This window comes from Streptomyces sp. WI03-4A (assembly GCF_033792105.1).
In the GTDB taxonomy this organism is placed as follows: domain Bacteria; phylum Actinomycetota; class Actinomycetes; order Streptomycetales; family Streptomycetaceae; genus Streptomyces; species Streptomyces collinus_A.
Map to the genome: position 1 here is coordinate 12,727 of NZ_JARAUO010000030.1, position 15,190 is coordinate 27,916.

The following is a 15,190-nucleotide window of genomic DNA, read 5'->3' on the forward strand; positions in this document are numbered from 1 at the left end:
CGGTCGCGGTCCTTCCCTTCCTGACCTTGCCGACCTTCCTGGACTTGCCGGCCTCAGCGGTCTTCCTGGCCTTGCCGACCTTCGTGGCCTCAGCGGCCTTCCTCGCCTTCGCTACCCGTGTTCCGGCCCCGGCATCCGACGCCGGGCGAAGGTCCCGCCGCCGACGCGTGCGCCACGACGCGCGGCGGGCCCCGGCGGCACAAGTCCGCCGGGGCCCGCCTCGGTCCTCACCCTGGGCCGGCCCGGTCCGAATGGGCCCGGGTCGGCTCAGTCCGTGCCGGACTCCATCGCGGCGCGGTCGAGCATCGCCTCCTCGTCGGCGACCTCGCCGCGCGAGGCGATCGCCTCGGCGCCACCCTCGGCCATGGCGCCGATGAGCCCGGTCGAGGCCGCCTGCGCGGCGCCGACGAGCGTGGGCCGGCCGGTGCCGACCATGCCCAGGCCGGCGTACTGCTCCAGCCGCGAACGGGAGTCGGCGATGTCCAGGTTGCGCATGGTGAGCTGGCCGATGCGGTCCACCGGACCGAACGCCGAGTCCTCGGTCCGCTCCATGGAGAGCTTGTCCGGGTGGTAGCTGAGCGCCGGGCCGCTGGTGTCGAGGATCGAGTAGTCCTCGCCGCGCCGCAGTCGCAGGGTCACCTCGCCGGTGACCGCCGCGCCGACCCAGCGCTGCAGCGACTCACGCACCATCAGCGCCTGGGGGTCCAGCCAGCGGCCCTCGTAGAGCAGCCGGCCGAGCCGCCGGCCCTCGTTGTGGTAGGCGGCGATGGTGTCCTCGTTGTGGATGGCGTTGACGAGGCGCTCGTATGCGATGTACAGCAGCGCCATGCCGGGCGCCTCGTAGATGCCGCGGCTCTTGGCCTCGATGATCCGGTTCTCGATCTGGTCGGACATGCCGATGCCGTGCCGGCCGCCGATCGCGTTGACCTCCATGACGAGGTCGACCGGGGAGGCGAACTCCTTGCCGTTGACGCTGACCGGGCGGCCCTGGTCGAAGCCGATCGTCACGTCCTCGGTGGCGATCTCCACCGACGGGTCCCAGTACCGCACGCCCATGATCGGGTCGACGGTCTCGATGCCGGTGTCGAGGTGCTCCAGGGTCTTGGCCTCGTGGGTGGCGCCCCAGATGTTGGCGTCCGTGGAGTACGCCTTCTCCGTCGAGTCCCGGTAGGGCAGCCCGTGCGCGAGCAGCCACTCCGACATCTCCTTGCGGCCGCCCAGCTCCGTGACGAAGTCGGCGTCCAGCCAGGGCTTGTAGATCCGCAGGTGCGGGTTGGCGAGCAGACCGTAACGGTAGAACCGCTCGATGTCGTTGCCCTTGAAGGTGGAGCCGTCGCCCCAGATCTGCACCCCGTCCTCGAGCATGGCCCGGACCAGCAGCGTGCCGGTGACGGCCCGCCCCAGCGGCGTGGTGTTGAAGTACGGGCGGCCGCCCGAGCGGATGTGGAACGCGCCGCAGGCGAGCGCCGCCAGCCCTTCCTCGACCAGCGCGGCTCGGCAGTCGACGAGCCGGGCGATCTCGGCGCCGTACGCGAAGGCACGGCCGGGCACGGAGGCGATGTCGGGCTCGTCGTACTGACCGATGTCGGCGGTGTAGGTGCAGGGGACGGCACCCTTGTCGCGCATCCAGGCGACGGCGACGGAGGTGTCGAGGCCGCCGGAGAAGGCGATACCGACCCGTTCGCCGGTGGGGAGGGAGGTGAGGACCTTGGACATAGCAAAATTATGCAACGTTCCGCATCTTCATGCAAACGTCGGAGGTCACACGCCCCCGCCGGGTGCCCGCCTGCTGGACCGACCAGGCGTTTCGCACCGCGCTTCGACTAGCGTCTGGGCATGACCAGCGACACCTCCCCGAGCCTCGCCGACACCCTCGCCACCGGCACGGTCGTGCTCGACGGCGGCATGTCCAACCAGCTGGGAGCCGCCGGGCACGACCTGAGCGACGAGCTGTGGTCGGCGCGGCTGCTGGCCGAGCGGCCGGAGGCGGTCACGGAGGCGCACCTCGCCTACTTCACCGCGGGCGCGGACGTGGCGATCACCGCCAGCTACCAGGCCACCTTCGAGGGCTTCGGCCGGCGCGGCATCGGCCGCGAGGAGGCCGCGCGGCTGATGGCGTCGAGTGTCGGGCTGGCCCGCGAGGCGGCCCGGCAGGCGCGGCAGGCGGGGGCGACGCGGCCGCTGTGGGTGGCGGCGTCGGCCGGACCGTACGGGGCGATGCTCGCGGACGGGTCCGAGTACCGGGGCCGGTACGGGCTGGGCGTCGCGGAGCTGGAACGGTTCCACCGGCCGCGGCTCGAGGTGCTGGCCGCCGCCGCGCCGGACGTGCTGGCACTGGAGACGGTCCCGGACGCGGACGAGGCGACGGCGCTGCTGCGCGCGGTGCGCGGGCTCGGTGTGCCGGCCTGGCTCTCGTACACGGTCGACGGCAGCCGCACCCGGGCCGGCCAGCCCTTGGTGGACGCCTTCGCCCTGGCCGCCGACGCCGACGAGATCATCGCCGTCGGCGTCAACTGCTGCGCTCCCGAGGACGTCGAGCACGCCGTGGAGACGGCGGCACGGGTGACGGGGAAGCCGGTGGTCGTCTACCCCAACAGCGGCGAGGTCTGGGACGCGGAGGCCCGGGCCTGGACCGGCCGGAGCACCTTCGGCAGCGAACAGGTCACCAGGTGGCGGGACGCGGGGGCGCGGCTGATCGGCGGATGCTGCCGGGTGGGGCCGCGGGCGATCACGGCCGTGGCCCACGCGCTGGGCTCCGCCGGGACGGTGTAGGGACCACCCGCCGACCGCCTCACCTGCGCCGCGCCCCCACCGACCGGCGCAGGCGGCGTACCGCTGACGCCAGTTCGACTCCGGGGGGCCGGGCGTCGGAGGCGGGGCTGGGTTCCGGGACGGTGGGGACGGCCGCCGACCAGAGGGCGACTTCGGGATCCCGTGGACCGTATGCGATATGCGGTGGACCGTCGCCGAAGATCCGCACCGGGTGGGTGTCGTCCCATGTCTGCCAGCCGGGATCGCCGGTGGCCGCGAACCGCACCCAGGCCGCGTGCATCGCGTCGGCCAGTTCCTGCGGGGCGCCCTCGCCGGCCAGTCTGGCCGACTCCGGGACGTCGCCGGTGTCGAAGACGAACCCCAGTTCCAGGGCGTGGCAGGCGCCGAGGCCGGACAGGAGGGACGGCCAGGCGAACTCGTAGACGTACGAGCTGCCGGGGCGGGCGTCGGCCAGCCGGTGCAGGGGGATGCGCAGCAGGTGGTCGGTGACCATCTGGCCGACGATCTCGGCGGTCCCGGCGCCGGGGTGCAGGGCGCGGTAGCGGCGGGGCACCTCATGTCCTGCGTGGCAGCGGGCCATGGCGCCGGCCAGGGCGACCGCGCCGAGCCGGTCGACGCGTTCGAGCAGTCCGCCGGGCACGAGCCACAGCCGGTACTCGTCGCGGGTCCAGCCCATGAGGAGGTCGACGTCTTGGGCGGCCTCGCCGTCGACGAGGGCGCGGAGCGGGTCGCGGGGTACGAGGTCGCCGTCCTCGACGATGCCGAAGGTGGGACCGCCGAGGACCGGGCTGCTCAGCCGGCCGATGTCGGCCTGGGTGCGCAGCAGCAGGTCGCGGTCGACGGCGGCGAAGGCTTCGGCGGTGGCGGGGGTCTTGAGCCGGTTGGCCATGCGGCGCACCATGCGCCGGACCTTGTCGCGTTCCAGGACCTCGGGCGGTCCGCTCTGCAGGATCGCGCGCCGGACCAGGCCCTGGGCCTTGGGTGCGGCGATGAGGGCGCCCGCGCTGATCGCGCCGGCCGACTGTCCGGCGAGGGTGACGTTGCCGGGGTCGCCGCCGAAGGCGGTGATGGTCTCGTGCACCCAGCGCAGGGCGGCGAACTGGTCGCGCAGGCCGGGGTTGGGGGGCGCGTCGGGGAAGAGGCCGTAGCCCTCGACGCCGAGCCGGTAGTTGACGGAGACGCAGACGATGCCGTCGCGGGCGAAGGTGCGGCCGTCGTAGACGGGTACGGCCGAGGATCCCCTGGTCAGGGCGCCGCCGTGCAGCCAGACGAGGACGGGCAGCCGGGCCGCGGGGCCGGGTGCCGGGGTCCATACGTTGAGGTTGAGGCAGTCGTCGCCGGATATGACCGGGTCGGAGAGGTAGCGGGCGAACGCCTCGGAGTACGGCGGTTTCGGCGCGGTGGGCCCGAAGGCGCCGGCGTCACGGACTCCGTCCCAGGGCTCGGGCGGCTCGGGCGGCCTGAACCGCCGGGGGCCGAAGGGCGGGGCGGCGTACGGGATGCCCCGGAACACCGCGATGCCCTGTTCGTACCGGCCGCGTACGGCCCCGTGGGGCGTTCGGACCACGGGGCCCGTCTGTTCTGCCGTCATCGCCCACCAGCCCTTCGCCGTGCCAGTGCCGTTCACCACAGAGCACCACATCGCACGGATGTATTCCGGTGCACAGACCCTGGGCTGCGCCATCGGGGTGACCACCGGGTGAGGGCCGTCCGTGCGAGCGGCGGGACACCGGTCCCGGCCATGGCTTACATTAGATAGACCGACCTACCTATTCATGAGGATTGCGCATGGGCGACACCGAGACGAGTGCGGCGGCGCGCGGGAGGCGGCGTCCGGCGCGGGACCGTCTGCTGGCGGCGGCCGCCCGGCGCTTCTACGCCGACGGCGTGGCCGCGACCGGCATCGACACGATCACCGCCGAGGCGGGCGTGGCGAAGATGAGCCTGTACAACAACTTCTCCTCCAAGGCCGAGCTGGTGCGGGCCTATCTCGACGCCCGGCACGAGGAGTGGCTCGGTCTGTACCGGGCCCGGCTGGAGCGGGCGCGCGGGCCGCGCGAGGGCGTGCTCGCGGTGTTCGACGCGTACGCCGACCACGCGGAGTTCGCGTACGAGCGCGGGTTCCGCGGCTGCGGTCTGCTGAACGCCGCCGCCGAGCTGCCCGCCGGTGACGAGGGCCGGGCCGTGGTGCGCGCGCACAAGGAGGAGGTCGAGCGGCTGATCGCGGGGCACCTGGGCGAGCTGCTGCCCGGCCGGCCCGGCGAGGCGCGTGCGACGGCCGAGCACCTGGCCTTCCTGCTGGAGGGCGCGATGGCCCGCGCCGGTCTCGAGGGTGACGGCGACCGTGTCCGGCACGCCCGTGCGATCGCCGCCGCGCTGCTGGACCGGCTGTGACGTGCGGCGGGCGGGGCGGTTCCGCGGGGATCGGCGCGCTGTGCGTGCTCGCCGCCTCCGTGCTGTGGGGCACGACGGGCACGGCGGCCACCTTCGCGCCCGAGGTGGGCCCCCTGGCCATCGGTGCCGTGGCGATGGGCCTGGGTGGGCTGCTCCAGGCGCTGTTCGCCGCGCCCCGGATCGCCCGTCACCGCGCGGGTCTGCGCGAGCGGCGCGGCACGGTGCTGCTGGGGGCGGTGTCCGTGGCGGTCTACCCGCCGGCGTTCTACAGCTCCATGCGCCTGGCGGGGGTCGCCGTGGGCACGGTGGTGTCGATCGGCACGGCCCCGCTCGCCTCGGCGCTGATCGAGCGCGTCGTGGACGGGCGCCGGCTGACCCGCCGCTGGACGGTCGCGGCCTCGCTCGGCCTGCTGGGCACCGTCCTGCTGTGCGTCGCCGAGGCCGCGCACGCCGCCGACGGCGGCGGCGGTACCGGCGCCGGGCGGCCGGCCTCCGCTGCGGCGACGCTGCTCGGTGTCGGTCTCGGGCTGGTGGCCGCCGCGACCTACGCCCTGTACGCGTGGGCGGCGCACCGGCTCATCACCCGCGGGACGCCCTCCCGGACGGCGATGGGCGCCGTCTTCGGCCTGGGCGGGCTGCTCCTGCTGCCGGTGCTGCTCGTCACCGGCGCGCCGCTCGTGGGGTCCTGGTCCAACGCGGCGGTGGGTACGTACATGGCGCTGGTGCCGATGTTCACCGGGTACGTCCTCTTCGGCTGGGGCCTCGCCCATGTGCCGGCCAGCACCGCCACCACCCTGTCCCTGCTCGAACCGGCCGTCGCGGCCGTCCTCGCCGTGCTGGTCGTCGGTGAACGCCTCCCCGCCACCGGCTGGTCGGGCGTCGCCCTCGTCATCGCCTGCCTGGCCGTCCTCACCACGCCGACAGGCGGCGGCTTCCGCCGCGGCCGGCGCCTCGCCGCGCGGCGCACCGGCGACGCGGCCCGGGGCGGGACGGCCCGCCGAACCGCCGGCACGGACAGCGGCCGGTGAGCGCCCCGCCGGGGGCACGGACCGACCCGTCACCCCGGCTGGGGTACGAGGCCGGTACGGGCGCGCCGTCCTTCGCTCGTTCGGGCGCACCGCGGTGACCGCCCGCGGCGGGGGCCGTTCTCCCTGGCATGAGCCCCTCCACGCGCGGTGCGGCGGCCCTGGCCGCGGTCGCCGTCGCCCTGGTCACCGCCTACGGCACCGCGCAGGCCGCGAGCCGGACCGTCGCGCCCGCCCTGCCCCGCACCGCCGTGGCCGTGCCCGGCGGCTGGCACGCCCCGCAGCAGAACCGGGACCCCGGTGGGAACGGCCACGCGGGCCCGGGCGCCGACTGAGCGGGCGCCGACCCACGCGGGTCGTGCGAAGGGCCGGGCAACCCCGCACGGGTGCCCGGCCCTTCGCGCTCGACCGGCCCTCAGTCCTCGTCGTCCGTCGGGCGCTCAGTCCTCGTCGTCCGTCGGGCGATCGCCGAGCATCGCCTGGATGGCGTCCACCGCGCTGCCGTCGTGGTCACTGCCGGCCGTGCCGCTGCCGGTCTGGACGTTGGCCGTGCGGTCGACCTCCAGGATGGAGTCGGCGTGCGAGTTGTCGATGACGGTGACCAGGCTGCCGCCGTTGGCCGCGGCGGGCGCGGCGGCGCCGAGGAGCGCCGCCGCGATCATCGTGGCGGCCCCGAACCGGGGTCCGGGGCCGGCCGTCACACGCCCACGCCCTCGGGCTGCAGCCGCTCGGGGTCGATGTTCCGCTCCAGCAGGCTGGTCGACGCCTTCACACCGACCCCCGCGGACGGGTCCAGCCGGGGCAGCCGCCCGTCGGCCGCCTTCAGGTCGACCAGCGCGGAGTTCATCGCCTCGTGGGCGGCGAACAGACAGGGGGTGCTGTAGATCGCGACGTCGACGCCGAGGTCGGACAGCTCACCGAGCGACAGGCGGGGCGACTTGCCGCCGGCGATCTGGTTGAACAGCAGCGGCTTGGTGCCCACGACCTCACGGATGCGCCCGATCCACTCGACACTGCGCACGCCGTCGACCAGGACCACGTCGGCGTCGGTCGCGGCGAGCCGCTCCGCGCGGTGCAGGATGTCGTGCTCGTCGGTGGCGTCCGTACGGGCGACGACGACCAGGTCCTTGCGGGTCTGGAGGACCCTCTCCAGCTTCTCCAGGTACTCGTCGAGCGGCAGCACCTGCTTGCCGTCGGCGTGACCGCAGCGACGGGGCCGCTTCTGGTCCTCCAGGATGACCCCGGAGGCGCCGATCCGTTCCAGTCCCTCGACGACGTGGCAGGCGACCTCGGGGTCGACGTACCCGTCGTCGATGTCGACCAGCAGGTGGTGGTGCGGGAACGCGCCCCGCAGCCGCTGGACGAAGGCCACCATGTCCGGCCATGCGATGAAGCCGATGTCCGGCAGGCCGTAGTACGAGGCCGCGAAGCCGAAGCCCGAGACGAACATCCCGTCGTAGTGCTTGGCCGCGATCGACGCCGAGTACATGTCGTACACGCCGATCAGCGGTGTGGTCCCGGGCCCGGCGATCCGCTCGCGCAGCTTGTTTCCGTAACTCAAGGTCCGGCTCCTCCAGTGGGTGGGTGGCGCGGGGCCGGGGTCCGGTCCACCGCGTCTCGACGCCCTTTACCAAGACAAGAGCTTCCCTGGGTACACACATGACCTTCGCTGTGCAACGGCTTTACTCACCCCGTTGGCGGAACGGGTTCACCGCAGAAACGTCACTCGGGGAGCCGTCCCGCCCAGGAGAGGCCGCCGCCGAGGTGGGCCAGGAAGTCCGGGTCGTGGTACGCCTCGGCGGCGTGCCCGAGGGCCGTGTAGAACACCCGCCCCGCCCCCTGCGGGCGGCACCAGGCCAGCGGATGGTCGGCCCCCATCCCGCCTCCGTCGTACGACGCCTCGTCCGCGCGCAGCAGCACCCGCACCCCGTCGCGGCCCCTGGGACCGGAGCGGAAGTCGTACCACTCGTCGGTGAAGTCCCACACGGCGGGCAGGTGCCGGGTGGCGGGGTGGCCCGGGTCCACCACGACGGCCTTCCCCGGCTGGTACGCCGGGTGCCGGTCGAACCGGGCACCGAGCAGTTCGCCGTAGTGCGGCCAGTCGTACTCCGTGCAGGCCGCCGCGTGCACGCCGGCGAAGCCACCGCCCGCCTCGACGTACTCCGCCAGCCGCCGCCGTCCGGCCGGGGTCAGCACCGTGCCGCTGGTGGAGAGGAAGACGACGGCCGCGTATCCGGCCAGGGGCCGTTCCAGGTCCGCCGGGTCCTCGCTGTGCTCGACGGCGAAACCCCCGAGCCCGCGCACGGCCGCCACGGCGTCCGGGATGGAGTCGTGCCGGTAGTCGGTGGTCCGCGTGTACACGAGGATGCGAGGCGCCATGCCGGACGTATGGCGCGCGCCACCCGGAACTACACCCCTGAGAAGGGGATTTCGGCGTTCAGGTGACCTGCGTCACGCACTGTATCCATCATGGGACGGTACGTACGCGAGCGGCTGGGAGCACGACCGCATGGGCACGACTCGACGGGCACGGAAGAACGCCTCGGCGATGAAGATGGTGGGCGCGCTGCTCGCCCTCCACCGCGAGGTCGCCGGGTACACCCAGAGCGCGCTGGGGCAGCGGTCCGTCCTCGGCGAGGAGATGATCGCGTCGATCGAGCAGGGCAGACGGCCGCTGAAGCCGGATGTCGCCGAGCAGCTCGACGAACTCCTGGACACCAAGGGGACGTTGTCGGTCGCGGTGAGCCGGATGCCCGAGGTGGATCTCGTCCCGATGTGGGCGGAGGAGTTCCTGGACCGGGAGCGGGAGGCCATCGCCATCTCGTCGTACGAGAACCAGGTGGTGCCGGGGCTCTTGCAGACGGAGGCGTACGCGGAGGCGGTGTTCCGCAGCCGTGTCCCGGTGTACGCGGACGACGGTGTCGTGCAGTTGGTGGAGGCCCGCATCGACCGTCGGGCGATCCTGCACCGCAGAGAGCCGCCGATCACCTGCTTCGTGGTCTGGGAGCCGGTGGTGCGGGCGCCCATCGGGGGCAGGGACGTATGGACCGAGCAGCTGCGGCATCTGCTGGCATGCTCCGAACTTCCGGGTTTCATGCTCCAGGTACTGCCGCTGGAGCGCACGACTCATGCGGGGCTCAACGGTCCGTTCGTCCTGCTGGAGACACCCGAACACCAGCGGCTGGCCTATGTGGAGACGCAGCGCGGCAGTCAACTGATCGCTGACCCCGATGAGGTGGGGATCCTCACGCAGAAGTGTGCGATGCTGCGGTCACAGGCCCTCACGCCCGAGGACACGAGGGAACTGCTGGACCGTCTGCTGGGAGAGCGATGAGTGGCACCGCACTGAAGTGGGTCAAGTCGAGCTACAGCGGTGACGAGGGCGGCAACTGCGTCGAAGTGGCTTCCGAGCCCACCTCCGTCCACATCCGCGACTCCAAGACCCCCGCCTCCCCCCACCTCACGGTCACCCCGGCGGCGTGGGCCGCGTTCCTGAAGCTGCCCGGCAGGGACTGAGGCGGGGCATGGGCCGGATTCCGCCGCTGCTCGACCACCTCGTGCTGGCTACACCCGAACTGGCCGCGACAGTAGCTGACTTCGCACGGCGGACGGGGGTGGCGCCCGCGCCCGGTGGGGTGCACGTGGGGCTCGGCACCCGCAACCACCTGGTGTCGCTCGGCGGGCGGAGCTATCTGGAGATCATCGGGCCTGATCCGGAGCAGCCGGAGCCGGTGGAGCTGCGGCCGTTCGGGGTGGACCGGCTGGCCGGGCCGCGCACGGTGACCTGGGCGATCAGCCCGCCCGATCTGGACGCGACGGTCTCCGGGGCCCGGGAGCGCGGTCACGATCCCGGGCCGGTCCACCCGATGAGCCGCCGGACACCCGACGGCACCCTGCTGCGGTGGCGGCTGACCGACAGCGGCACCGCGCCCCACGGCGGGCTCGTCCCGTTCCTCATCGACTGGGGTGATTCGGTGCACCCGACCGGCTCGGGGCTGCCCGTCACGCCGCTGCTGGAGGTCACGGCCACCGCACCCGACCCGGCCGGGGTGCGACTCGCGCTGGCCGCGCTGGGCACCGAACTCACGGTGAACGAAGGGCCGTTCGCGCTGTCCTTCACGGTGGGGACACCCCGGGGTCCGGTGACGTTCTAGAACAGCCCGAAGTTCCGCTCGTCCCGCAGCCGGTCGTGGACCGCGCGCAGCCACGGCCGGCGGACCTCGGGGAGCCGGGCGAGCGTGCGCAGCAACAGGTCCCGGTCGGGGCGGAACACCCAGTTCGGGTGGGACGGCAGCGGGTCGTCGCGCCGTACGTCCCGGGGCAGCCCGCCGGTCGCCGGCAGCAGCGACCGGTCCTCCGGGAAGGCCAGGCCCAGCCACACGTCGAGGGGCAGCGGTACGGTCGCCGGTCCGCCGGGCGGCCGCCACGGCTCGCCGGTCCTGGGATGCACGGGGACCACGGCGATCTCCGTGGTGCCGGGCACGGGCAGGCCGGGCCCGGCCAGGGACAGCGTCCGCGCCGGCCGTCCGGGCGGGAGCAGCAGGGTCAGGGCGCGGCCGAACAGGTCGGTGAGGAGTCCGCCGGGCAGGGCGACGGGTTCACCGGCCGAGGCCGCCAGCAGGTGGGCGAGGGCCACGCCGGCGGCCGCCTCCCACTGGGGGCTCCAGTGGCCGGGCTGCTCGACGGGCGGTGTGCCGTGCTCCTCGGCGAGCAGGGTGGTCCAGTCGGCGGTCCGGGGCGCGGGGCCCGGGACGCGGCGTACGGCGGTGGGGTCCAGCCAGACGGCCTGCCAGATCGAGCAGTCGTCCACCCGGGTCGCCACCGCCCGGCCGCAGCTCTCGCAGGCGAGGTTCGGGCCGTCGCGGCCGTCCAGGCCCATGCAGTAGCCGTCGCACCGGCCCGGGATGAACACGGTGGCGCGGGTGTCTCCCGGCGCCACGACGACCGCGCCCGGCGGTCCGGAAGGGAGGGAGTGCACCGGGGCGAACACCCCGAGGGCCGCCGCCGCCTCGTCCCCGACCTCGTCCCAGGGACGCCGGGGTCCGCCTCGGGGTTCCGGGTCGACCGCGTAGGTGCCCGGTTCCATCAGGGCGGGCAGCATCTCGTGCCCGTAGTGATGGTGAGCGCGGACCGGAAACGCCACCCGGGTGACCGGAGCGGTCAGCTCCGTACCGCACCGCCCGCACACGAACCTGTCGGCCAACAGCCACTCCCCCGCCCTCGGACAGTCGGATCATCGTAGTGGCGGTGGGGGTCCGCAACCGGTTATCCGCGCGGGCCTCCGTGTCCGCCGTCGTGTCCGATTCGTTCAAGACCGGCCGCCGGTGGCCGGCCTACGGTGCGGTCATGACTCCACGATTCGCCGTGATCGGCGTGGTGGCCTCCGATCTGGCCGCCTCGCTCGCCTTCTACCGTCGCCTCGGTCTGGTCTTCCCGGACGGGGCCGAGGAACAGCCCCATGTCGAGGCCGAGTTGCCCGGTGGGCTGGTGCTCGCGCTGGACACCGAGGCGACCGTCCGGTCGTTCCATCCCCGGTGGCGGGCGGCCGCCGGCGGGGGGCGGGTCGCGCTGGCCTTCCGGTGCGGTTCGCCCGGCGAGGTCGACGCCGTGTACGAGGACCTGGTGGGCGCCGGGTACCACGGGGAGCTGAAGCCGTGGGACGCGTTCTGGGGGCAGCGGTACGCCACCGTGCACGACCCCGACGGCAACGGTGTCGATCTGTTCGCGCCGCTAGCCGCCGGGGCCGAGTAGCGCGCCGAGCGTGATGCCCGCGAGGTCCCGGACGTCGCGGGCGAGGTGGGGCTGGTCGGCATAGCCGGCGCGGGTCGCGGTCTCGGCGTACGGGACGCCGGAGCGGGCGAGCGCGAGGGCGCGCCGCAGGCGCAGGATGCGGGCCAGGGTCTTGGGTCCGTAGCCGAACGCGGTCAGCGAGCGGCGGTGCAACTGGCGTGCTCCGATGCCGAGTTCGTCCGCCGTCGCGGCCACCGGGCGGCCCGCGTCCAGGCGTTCGACGAGCAGGCGCAGGAGCGGGTCGGGGGGCGCGGCGCGGGTGGCCAGGTCCAGGGCGATGTCCTCCAGGGCGGTGGTGGGGTCGGGCGCGTCCGCGAGGCGGTCGTGCAGGCGCCGTACCCGGTCGGCGGCCCACAGGTCGGTCAACTCGGCCCGGGTGTCGCGCAGTTCGTGGGCGGGGACGCCGAGCAGGGCGGGTGCGGTGCCGGGGTGGAAGCGGACGCCGGCCCAGGCGCGGGGCGGCCCCGCGGGGACGTGGGCGCGGGTGTCGGGCCCTGCGACCAGCAGCCGGCCCTCGCTGTACAGCAGGTCCATGCAGCCGTCGGGCAGCACCGGGCGGACGGCGGGGTCCTCGGGAGTGCGCCACCACACCACCGCGCCGGTCAGCCGGGACGGCCGCTCCTGGTACACGTGGGCCAGGCTACGCCGCCCGGGCGCGGTGTTCCTGGGGGCTGACGCCGTAGACCCGTTTGAAGGCGCCGGAGAGCGCGAACGCGCTGCCGTAGCCGACCTGGCGGGCGATGGCGGCCAGGGTGTCGTCGGTGTCGCGGAGGCGGTCGGCGGCCAGGGCGAGGCGCCAGGCGGTGAGGTGGGTCATGGGCGGCTCGCCGACCAGTTCGGTGAAGCGGCGGGCCAGGGCGGCGCGGGAGACACCGGCCTTGGCGGCGAGCGCGGACACCGTCCAGGGGTGGGCCGGGTCGTCCTGGATGAGGCGCAGCGCGCGGCCCACGACGGGGTCGGCGAGGGCCCCGTACCAGCCGGGCGCGGCGGCCTCGGGGCGGGAGAACCAGGCGCGCAGGGCGCTGATGACGAGCAGGTCGAGCAGGCGGTCGAGGACGACTTCCTGGCCGGGTTCGTCGCGGACGACCTCGTCCATGAGCAGCGGGACGAGCGGGCTGGGCCAGGTCTCGGCGGGGAGGGTCAGCAGGGGTGGCAGGGCGTCGAGGAGGCGGCCGCTGATCTCGCCGCGCATGAGGTAGGTGCCGATGAGCATCACGGTGGGGGCGTCCGGGCGGTCGCCCCAGGTGCGGACGCCGAGGTCCATCGAGCCGTTGAGGGGGCGGCCGTCGGGGTGGTGGCACTCGCCGCCGGGCAGGATCAGCGCCTGCGGGGCGGTGCCGGGGGCGTCGGCGCAGGTGTAGGGGGCGGGGCCGCGGGTGATGGCCAGGTCGCCGGAGCGCAGCCGGACCGGTTCGCCGTCTCCGTCACCGCCGCTGTCGCCGTCGTGGGTGATCCAGGCGTCGCCGCGTGCCATCAGCATGACGGTGAGCGGGGCGCCATCCTCCACGCGGACCGCCCAGGGCGGCTCGAAGCAGGCGCGGATCATGAAGGCGCCACGGGCGCGGGGGCCGTCCAGCAGGCTGGCGAGGGGGTCCCCGCGCGTGGGGGTGAGCGGGCCCGGAGGAGCGTCCATGGGGTCAGGGTAGAGGCGCGCGACGGGGTGCGGGCGCCGGGTGGGCGGAGCCGCCGGGGGCGATGCCGTTCGCGGGCGGAGCCGCTCCTGGACGGCGCGCTCGCGGGCCGCGCCGGGCGTGCGGCGCCGCTTAAGGTCCGTGCCGTTCGTGGGCGGCGGTGCCGGAAGCGGTGCGTGGGCGGCGGTGCCGGCGGCGGTGCACGGGTGGCGGTGCCGACGGCGGTACGTGGGCGGGCGGTGCCGACCGCGGTACGTGGGCGGGCGGTGCCGACCGCGGTACGTGGGCGGGCGGTGCCGACCGCGGTACGTGGGCGGGCGGTGCCGGCGGCGGGGTCACCTGCCGGGTGGGCGGGTGTCGCCTTCGGTGCCGCCGGTGCCGTGGTCCTTGTGCGCGTGGTGGTGGGGGTTGCGGGCGTGGGTGCGCAGCCGGGCGGTCACGTCCTCCGGGGGGAGGAAGCGGGACCAGCGCTCGGGGAACTCGGAGGGCATGTCGGGGTCGTCGGGGTCGCTGTCGCGGGCGGCGGTGGCGCGGGCGACGTACTCGGCGACCTGGGCCTCCAGGACCCGTTCGTTGGCCGCGCGGGCGGCGCCGGTGGCGGCGGCCGGCCAGACGCGGTCGATCGCGGCGTTGACGGCGGCCCCGACGAGCACGGCGAAGGCGGACACGCCGATCCACAGCAGGACGGCGACGGAGGCGGCGAGTGAGCCGTAGATGGTGGCGCCCTCGATGGTGTTCGTCAGGTAGATGCGCAGCAGGAAGCTGCCGAGGACCCACATGGCGAGGGCGACGAGGGCGCCGGGCACGTCCTCGATCCACGGGGAGCGGACGGGCACGGACACGTGGTAGAGCGTGGTGAGGAAGACGATGGACAGCACGATGACGACCGGCCAGTACAGGACCTGGACGACCGTCTCCGACCAGGGCACGACACGCACCACCGCGTCGGGTCCGGCCACCATCAGCGGCAGCGCCACCGAACCGATCAGCAGGGCCACGATGAACAGCAGGAAGGACATCATCCGGGTCTTGACGATGCCGCGGACGCCGTCGAGGCCGTACATGACGGTGATCGTGTCGATGAAGACGTTGACCGCGCGGGAGCCGGACCACAGGGCGAACAGGAAGCCGATGGAGATGACGTCGGGTCTGCCGCCCTTCATCACGTCGTGCAGGATCGGCTCGGCGATCTCCTTGACGCCCCGGTCGGACAGGACCGTGCGGGAGGCGTCCAGCAGGTTGTGCTCCAGGCTGGCGATGGTGTCGGCGCCGGTCCAGGCGTCCACGTAGCCGAGCAGGCCGATGAGGCTGAGCAGCAGGGGCGGCACGGACAGCAGGGTGAAGAACGCCGCCTCCGCCGCGAGGCCCAGGATGCGGTATTCCATGCAGGAGTTGACGGTGTCCTTGAGCAGCAGCCAGGCGGTCCTGCGCTTGGAGACGTTGCGGTAGAGGGCTCTGGCCCGGTGGAGCCGGCCCGGGGGCCGCTCGGGGGTTTCACTTCCTGACTGCACGGTCCAACCGTATCCGCCGGACCGGACCGGCCTCACCTTCCGGTGCCGGTGGGAGGGCCGGGCGCAC

Annotated in this window: 17 protein-coding genes; 8 read left to right on the forward strand and 9 right to left on the reverse strand. The window is 74.1% G+C overall.

Annotated features, from left to right (window positions below):
* Positions 1-267: 267 nt before the first annotated feature.
* On the reverse strand, positions 268-1,716 hold the full coding sequence (gene argG, locus PV343_RS26455) for an argininosuccinate synthase (RefSeq protein WP_319149464.1): 1,449 nt from the start codon (positions 1,714-1,716) through the stop codon (positions 268-270).
* A 120-nt stretch (positions 1,717-1,836) separates the two neighbouring features.
* Here argG and mmuM point away from each other — a divergent pair, with 120 nt between their 5' ends.
* Entirely contained in the window at positions 1,837-2,772 is a 936-nt protein-coding gene (gene mmuM, locus PV343_RS26460) for a homocysteine S-methyltransferase (protein ID WP_319149465.1), read from the forward strand.
* A 19-nt stretch (positions 2,773-2,791) separates the two neighbouring features.
* On the opposite strand, the gene PV343_RS26465 is transcribed toward mmuM, so the two are convergent.
* Positions 2,792-4,363, reverse strand: coding sequence for a carboxylesterase/lipase family protein (locus tag PV343_RS26465; RefSeq protein WP_319149547.1), 1,572 nt, complete (start codon positions 4,361-4,363; stop codon positions 2,792-2,794).
* Between the two features lie 197 nt (positions 4,364-4,560).
* Between PV343_RS26465 and PV343_RS26470 the strand changes: the two genes are divergently transcribed.
* The 3 genes from PV343_RS26470 to PV343_RS26480 all read left to right on the forward strand — a co-directional run bounded on the left by PV343_RS26470 (position 4,561) and on the right by PV343_RS26480 (position 6,526).
* A complete protein-coding gene (locus PV343_RS26470; RefSeq protein ID WP_319149466.1) occupies positions 4,561-5,166 on the forward strand; it encodes a TetR/AcrR family transcriptional regulator in 606 nt (201 codons plus the stop codon).
* Complete coding sequence (locus PV343_RS26475; protein WP_319149467.1) at positions 5,163-6,194, forward strand: DMT family transporter; 1,032 nt, start codon at positions 5,163-5,165, stop codon at positions 6,192-6,194. Before PV343_RS26470 ends, PV343_RS26475 begins: the two co-directional genes overlap by 4 nt.
* A gap of 128 nt (positions 6,195-6,322) precedes the next feature.
* On the forward strand, positions 6,323-6,526 hold the full coding sequence (locus tag PV343_RS26480) for a hypothetical protein (protein WP_319149468.1): 204 nt from the start codon (positions 6,323-6,325) through the stop codon (positions 6,524-6,526).
* 105 nt (positions 6,527-6,631) lie between these two features.
* Here the strand turns inward: PV343_RS26480 and PV343_RS26485 are convergent, their stop codons facing one another.
* From PV343_RS26485 to PV343_RS26495, 3 genes are all read right to left on the reverse strand, one after another.
* Positions 6,632-6,892, reverse strand: a complete 261-nt coding sequence (locus PV343_RS26485) for a hypothetical protein (protein ID WP_319149469.1) — start codon at positions 6,890-6,892, stop codon at positions 6,632-6,634.
* Positions 6,889-7,752 (reverse strand): isocitrate lyase/PEP mutase family protein, encoded by an 864-nt coding sequence (locus PV343_RS26490; protein ID WP_319149470.1) that lies wholly within the window; start codon positions 7,750-7,752, stop codon positions 6,889-6,891. The genes PV343_RS26485 and PV343_RS26490 overlap by 4 nt, the downstream gene beginning before the upstream one ends.
* Before the next feature lie 161 nt (positions 7,753-7,913).
* Positions 7,914-8,570 (reverse strand): ThuA domain-containing protein, encoded by a 657-nt coding sequence (locus PV343_RS26495; RefSeq protein WP_319149471.1) that lies wholly within the window; start codon positions 8,568-8,570, stop codon positions 7,914-7,916.
* Positions 8,571-8,700: 130 nt separating this feature from the next.
* Here PV343_RS26495 and PV343_RS26500 point away from each other — a divergent pair, with 130 nt between their 5' ends.
* The 3 genes from PV343_RS26500 to PV343_RS26510 are packed head-to-tail and all read left to right on the forward strand — an operon-like array spanning position 8,701 to position 10,345.
* Positions 8,701-9,525 carry a helix-turn-helix transcriptional regulator gene (locus tag PV343_RS26500; protein WP_319149472.1) on the forward strand — a complete coding sequence of 275 codons (825 nt, stop codon included), beginning with the start codon at positions 8,701-8,703 and terminating at the stop codon, positions 9,523-9,525.
* Complete coding sequence (locus PV343_RS26505; protein WP_319149473.1) at positions 9,522-9,707, forward strand: DUF397 domain-containing protein; 186 nt, start codon at positions 9,522-9,524, stop codon at positions 9,705-9,707. Before PV343_RS26500 ends, PV343_RS26505 begins: the two co-directional genes overlap by 4 nt.
* A gap of 8 nt (positions 9,708-9,715) precedes the next feature.
* The gene (locus PV343_RS26510) at positions 9,716-10,345 is read left to right on the forward strand and encodes a VOC family protein (RefSeq protein ID WP_319149474.1); all 630 of its coding nucleotides are present in this window, start codon (positions 9,716-9,718) and stop codon (positions 10,343-10,345) included.
* On the opposite strand, the gene PV343_RS26515 is transcribed toward PV343_RS26510, so the two are convergent.
* On the reverse strand, positions 10,342-11,394 hold the full coding sequence (locus PV343_RS26515) for a hypothetical protein (protein WP_319149475.1): 1,053 nt from the start codon (positions 11,392-11,394) through the stop codon (positions 10,342-10,344). The genes PV343_RS26510 and PV343_RS26515 overlap by 4 nt on opposite strands.
* 143 nt (positions 11,395-11,537) lie before the next feature.
* Between PV343_RS26515 and PV343_RS26520 the strand changes: the two genes are divergently transcribed.
* Complete coding sequence (locus PV343_RS26520) at positions 11,538-11,942, forward strand: VOC family protein (protein ID WP_319149476.1); 405 nt, start codon at positions 11,538-11,540, stop codon at positions 11,940-11,942.
* On the opposite strand, the gene PV343_RS26525 is transcribed toward PV343_RS26520, so the two are convergent.
* The 3 genes from PV343_RS26525 to PV343_RS26535 all read right to left on the reverse strand — a co-directional run bounded on the left by PV343_RS26525 (position 11,922) and on the right by PV343_RS26535 (position 15,123).
* Positions 11,922-12,611 (reverse strand): helix-turn-helix domain-containing protein, encoded by a 690-nt coding sequence (locus tag PV343_RS26525; protein ID WP_319149477.1) that lies wholly within the window; start codon positions 12,609-12,611, stop codon positions 11,922-11,924. The two genes, PV343_RS26520 and PV343_RS26525, sit on opposite strands and share 21 nt — an antisense overlap.
* A 10-nt stretch (positions 12,612-12,621) precedes the next feature.
* Positions 12,622-13,614 (reverse strand): AraC family transcriptional regulator, encoded by a 993-nt coding sequence (locus PV343_RS26530; RefSeq protein WP_319149478.1) that lies wholly within the window; start codon positions 13,612-13,614, stop codon positions 12,622-12,624.
* A 333-nt stretch (positions 13,615-13,947) separates the two neighbouring features.
* Positions 13,948-15,123, reverse strand: coding sequence for a YihY/virulence factor BrkB family protein (locus tag PV343_RS26535; protein WP_319149479.1), 1,176 nt, complete (start codon positions 15,121-15,123; stop codon positions 13,948-13,950).
* Positions 15,124-15,190: the final 67 nt, after the last annotated feature.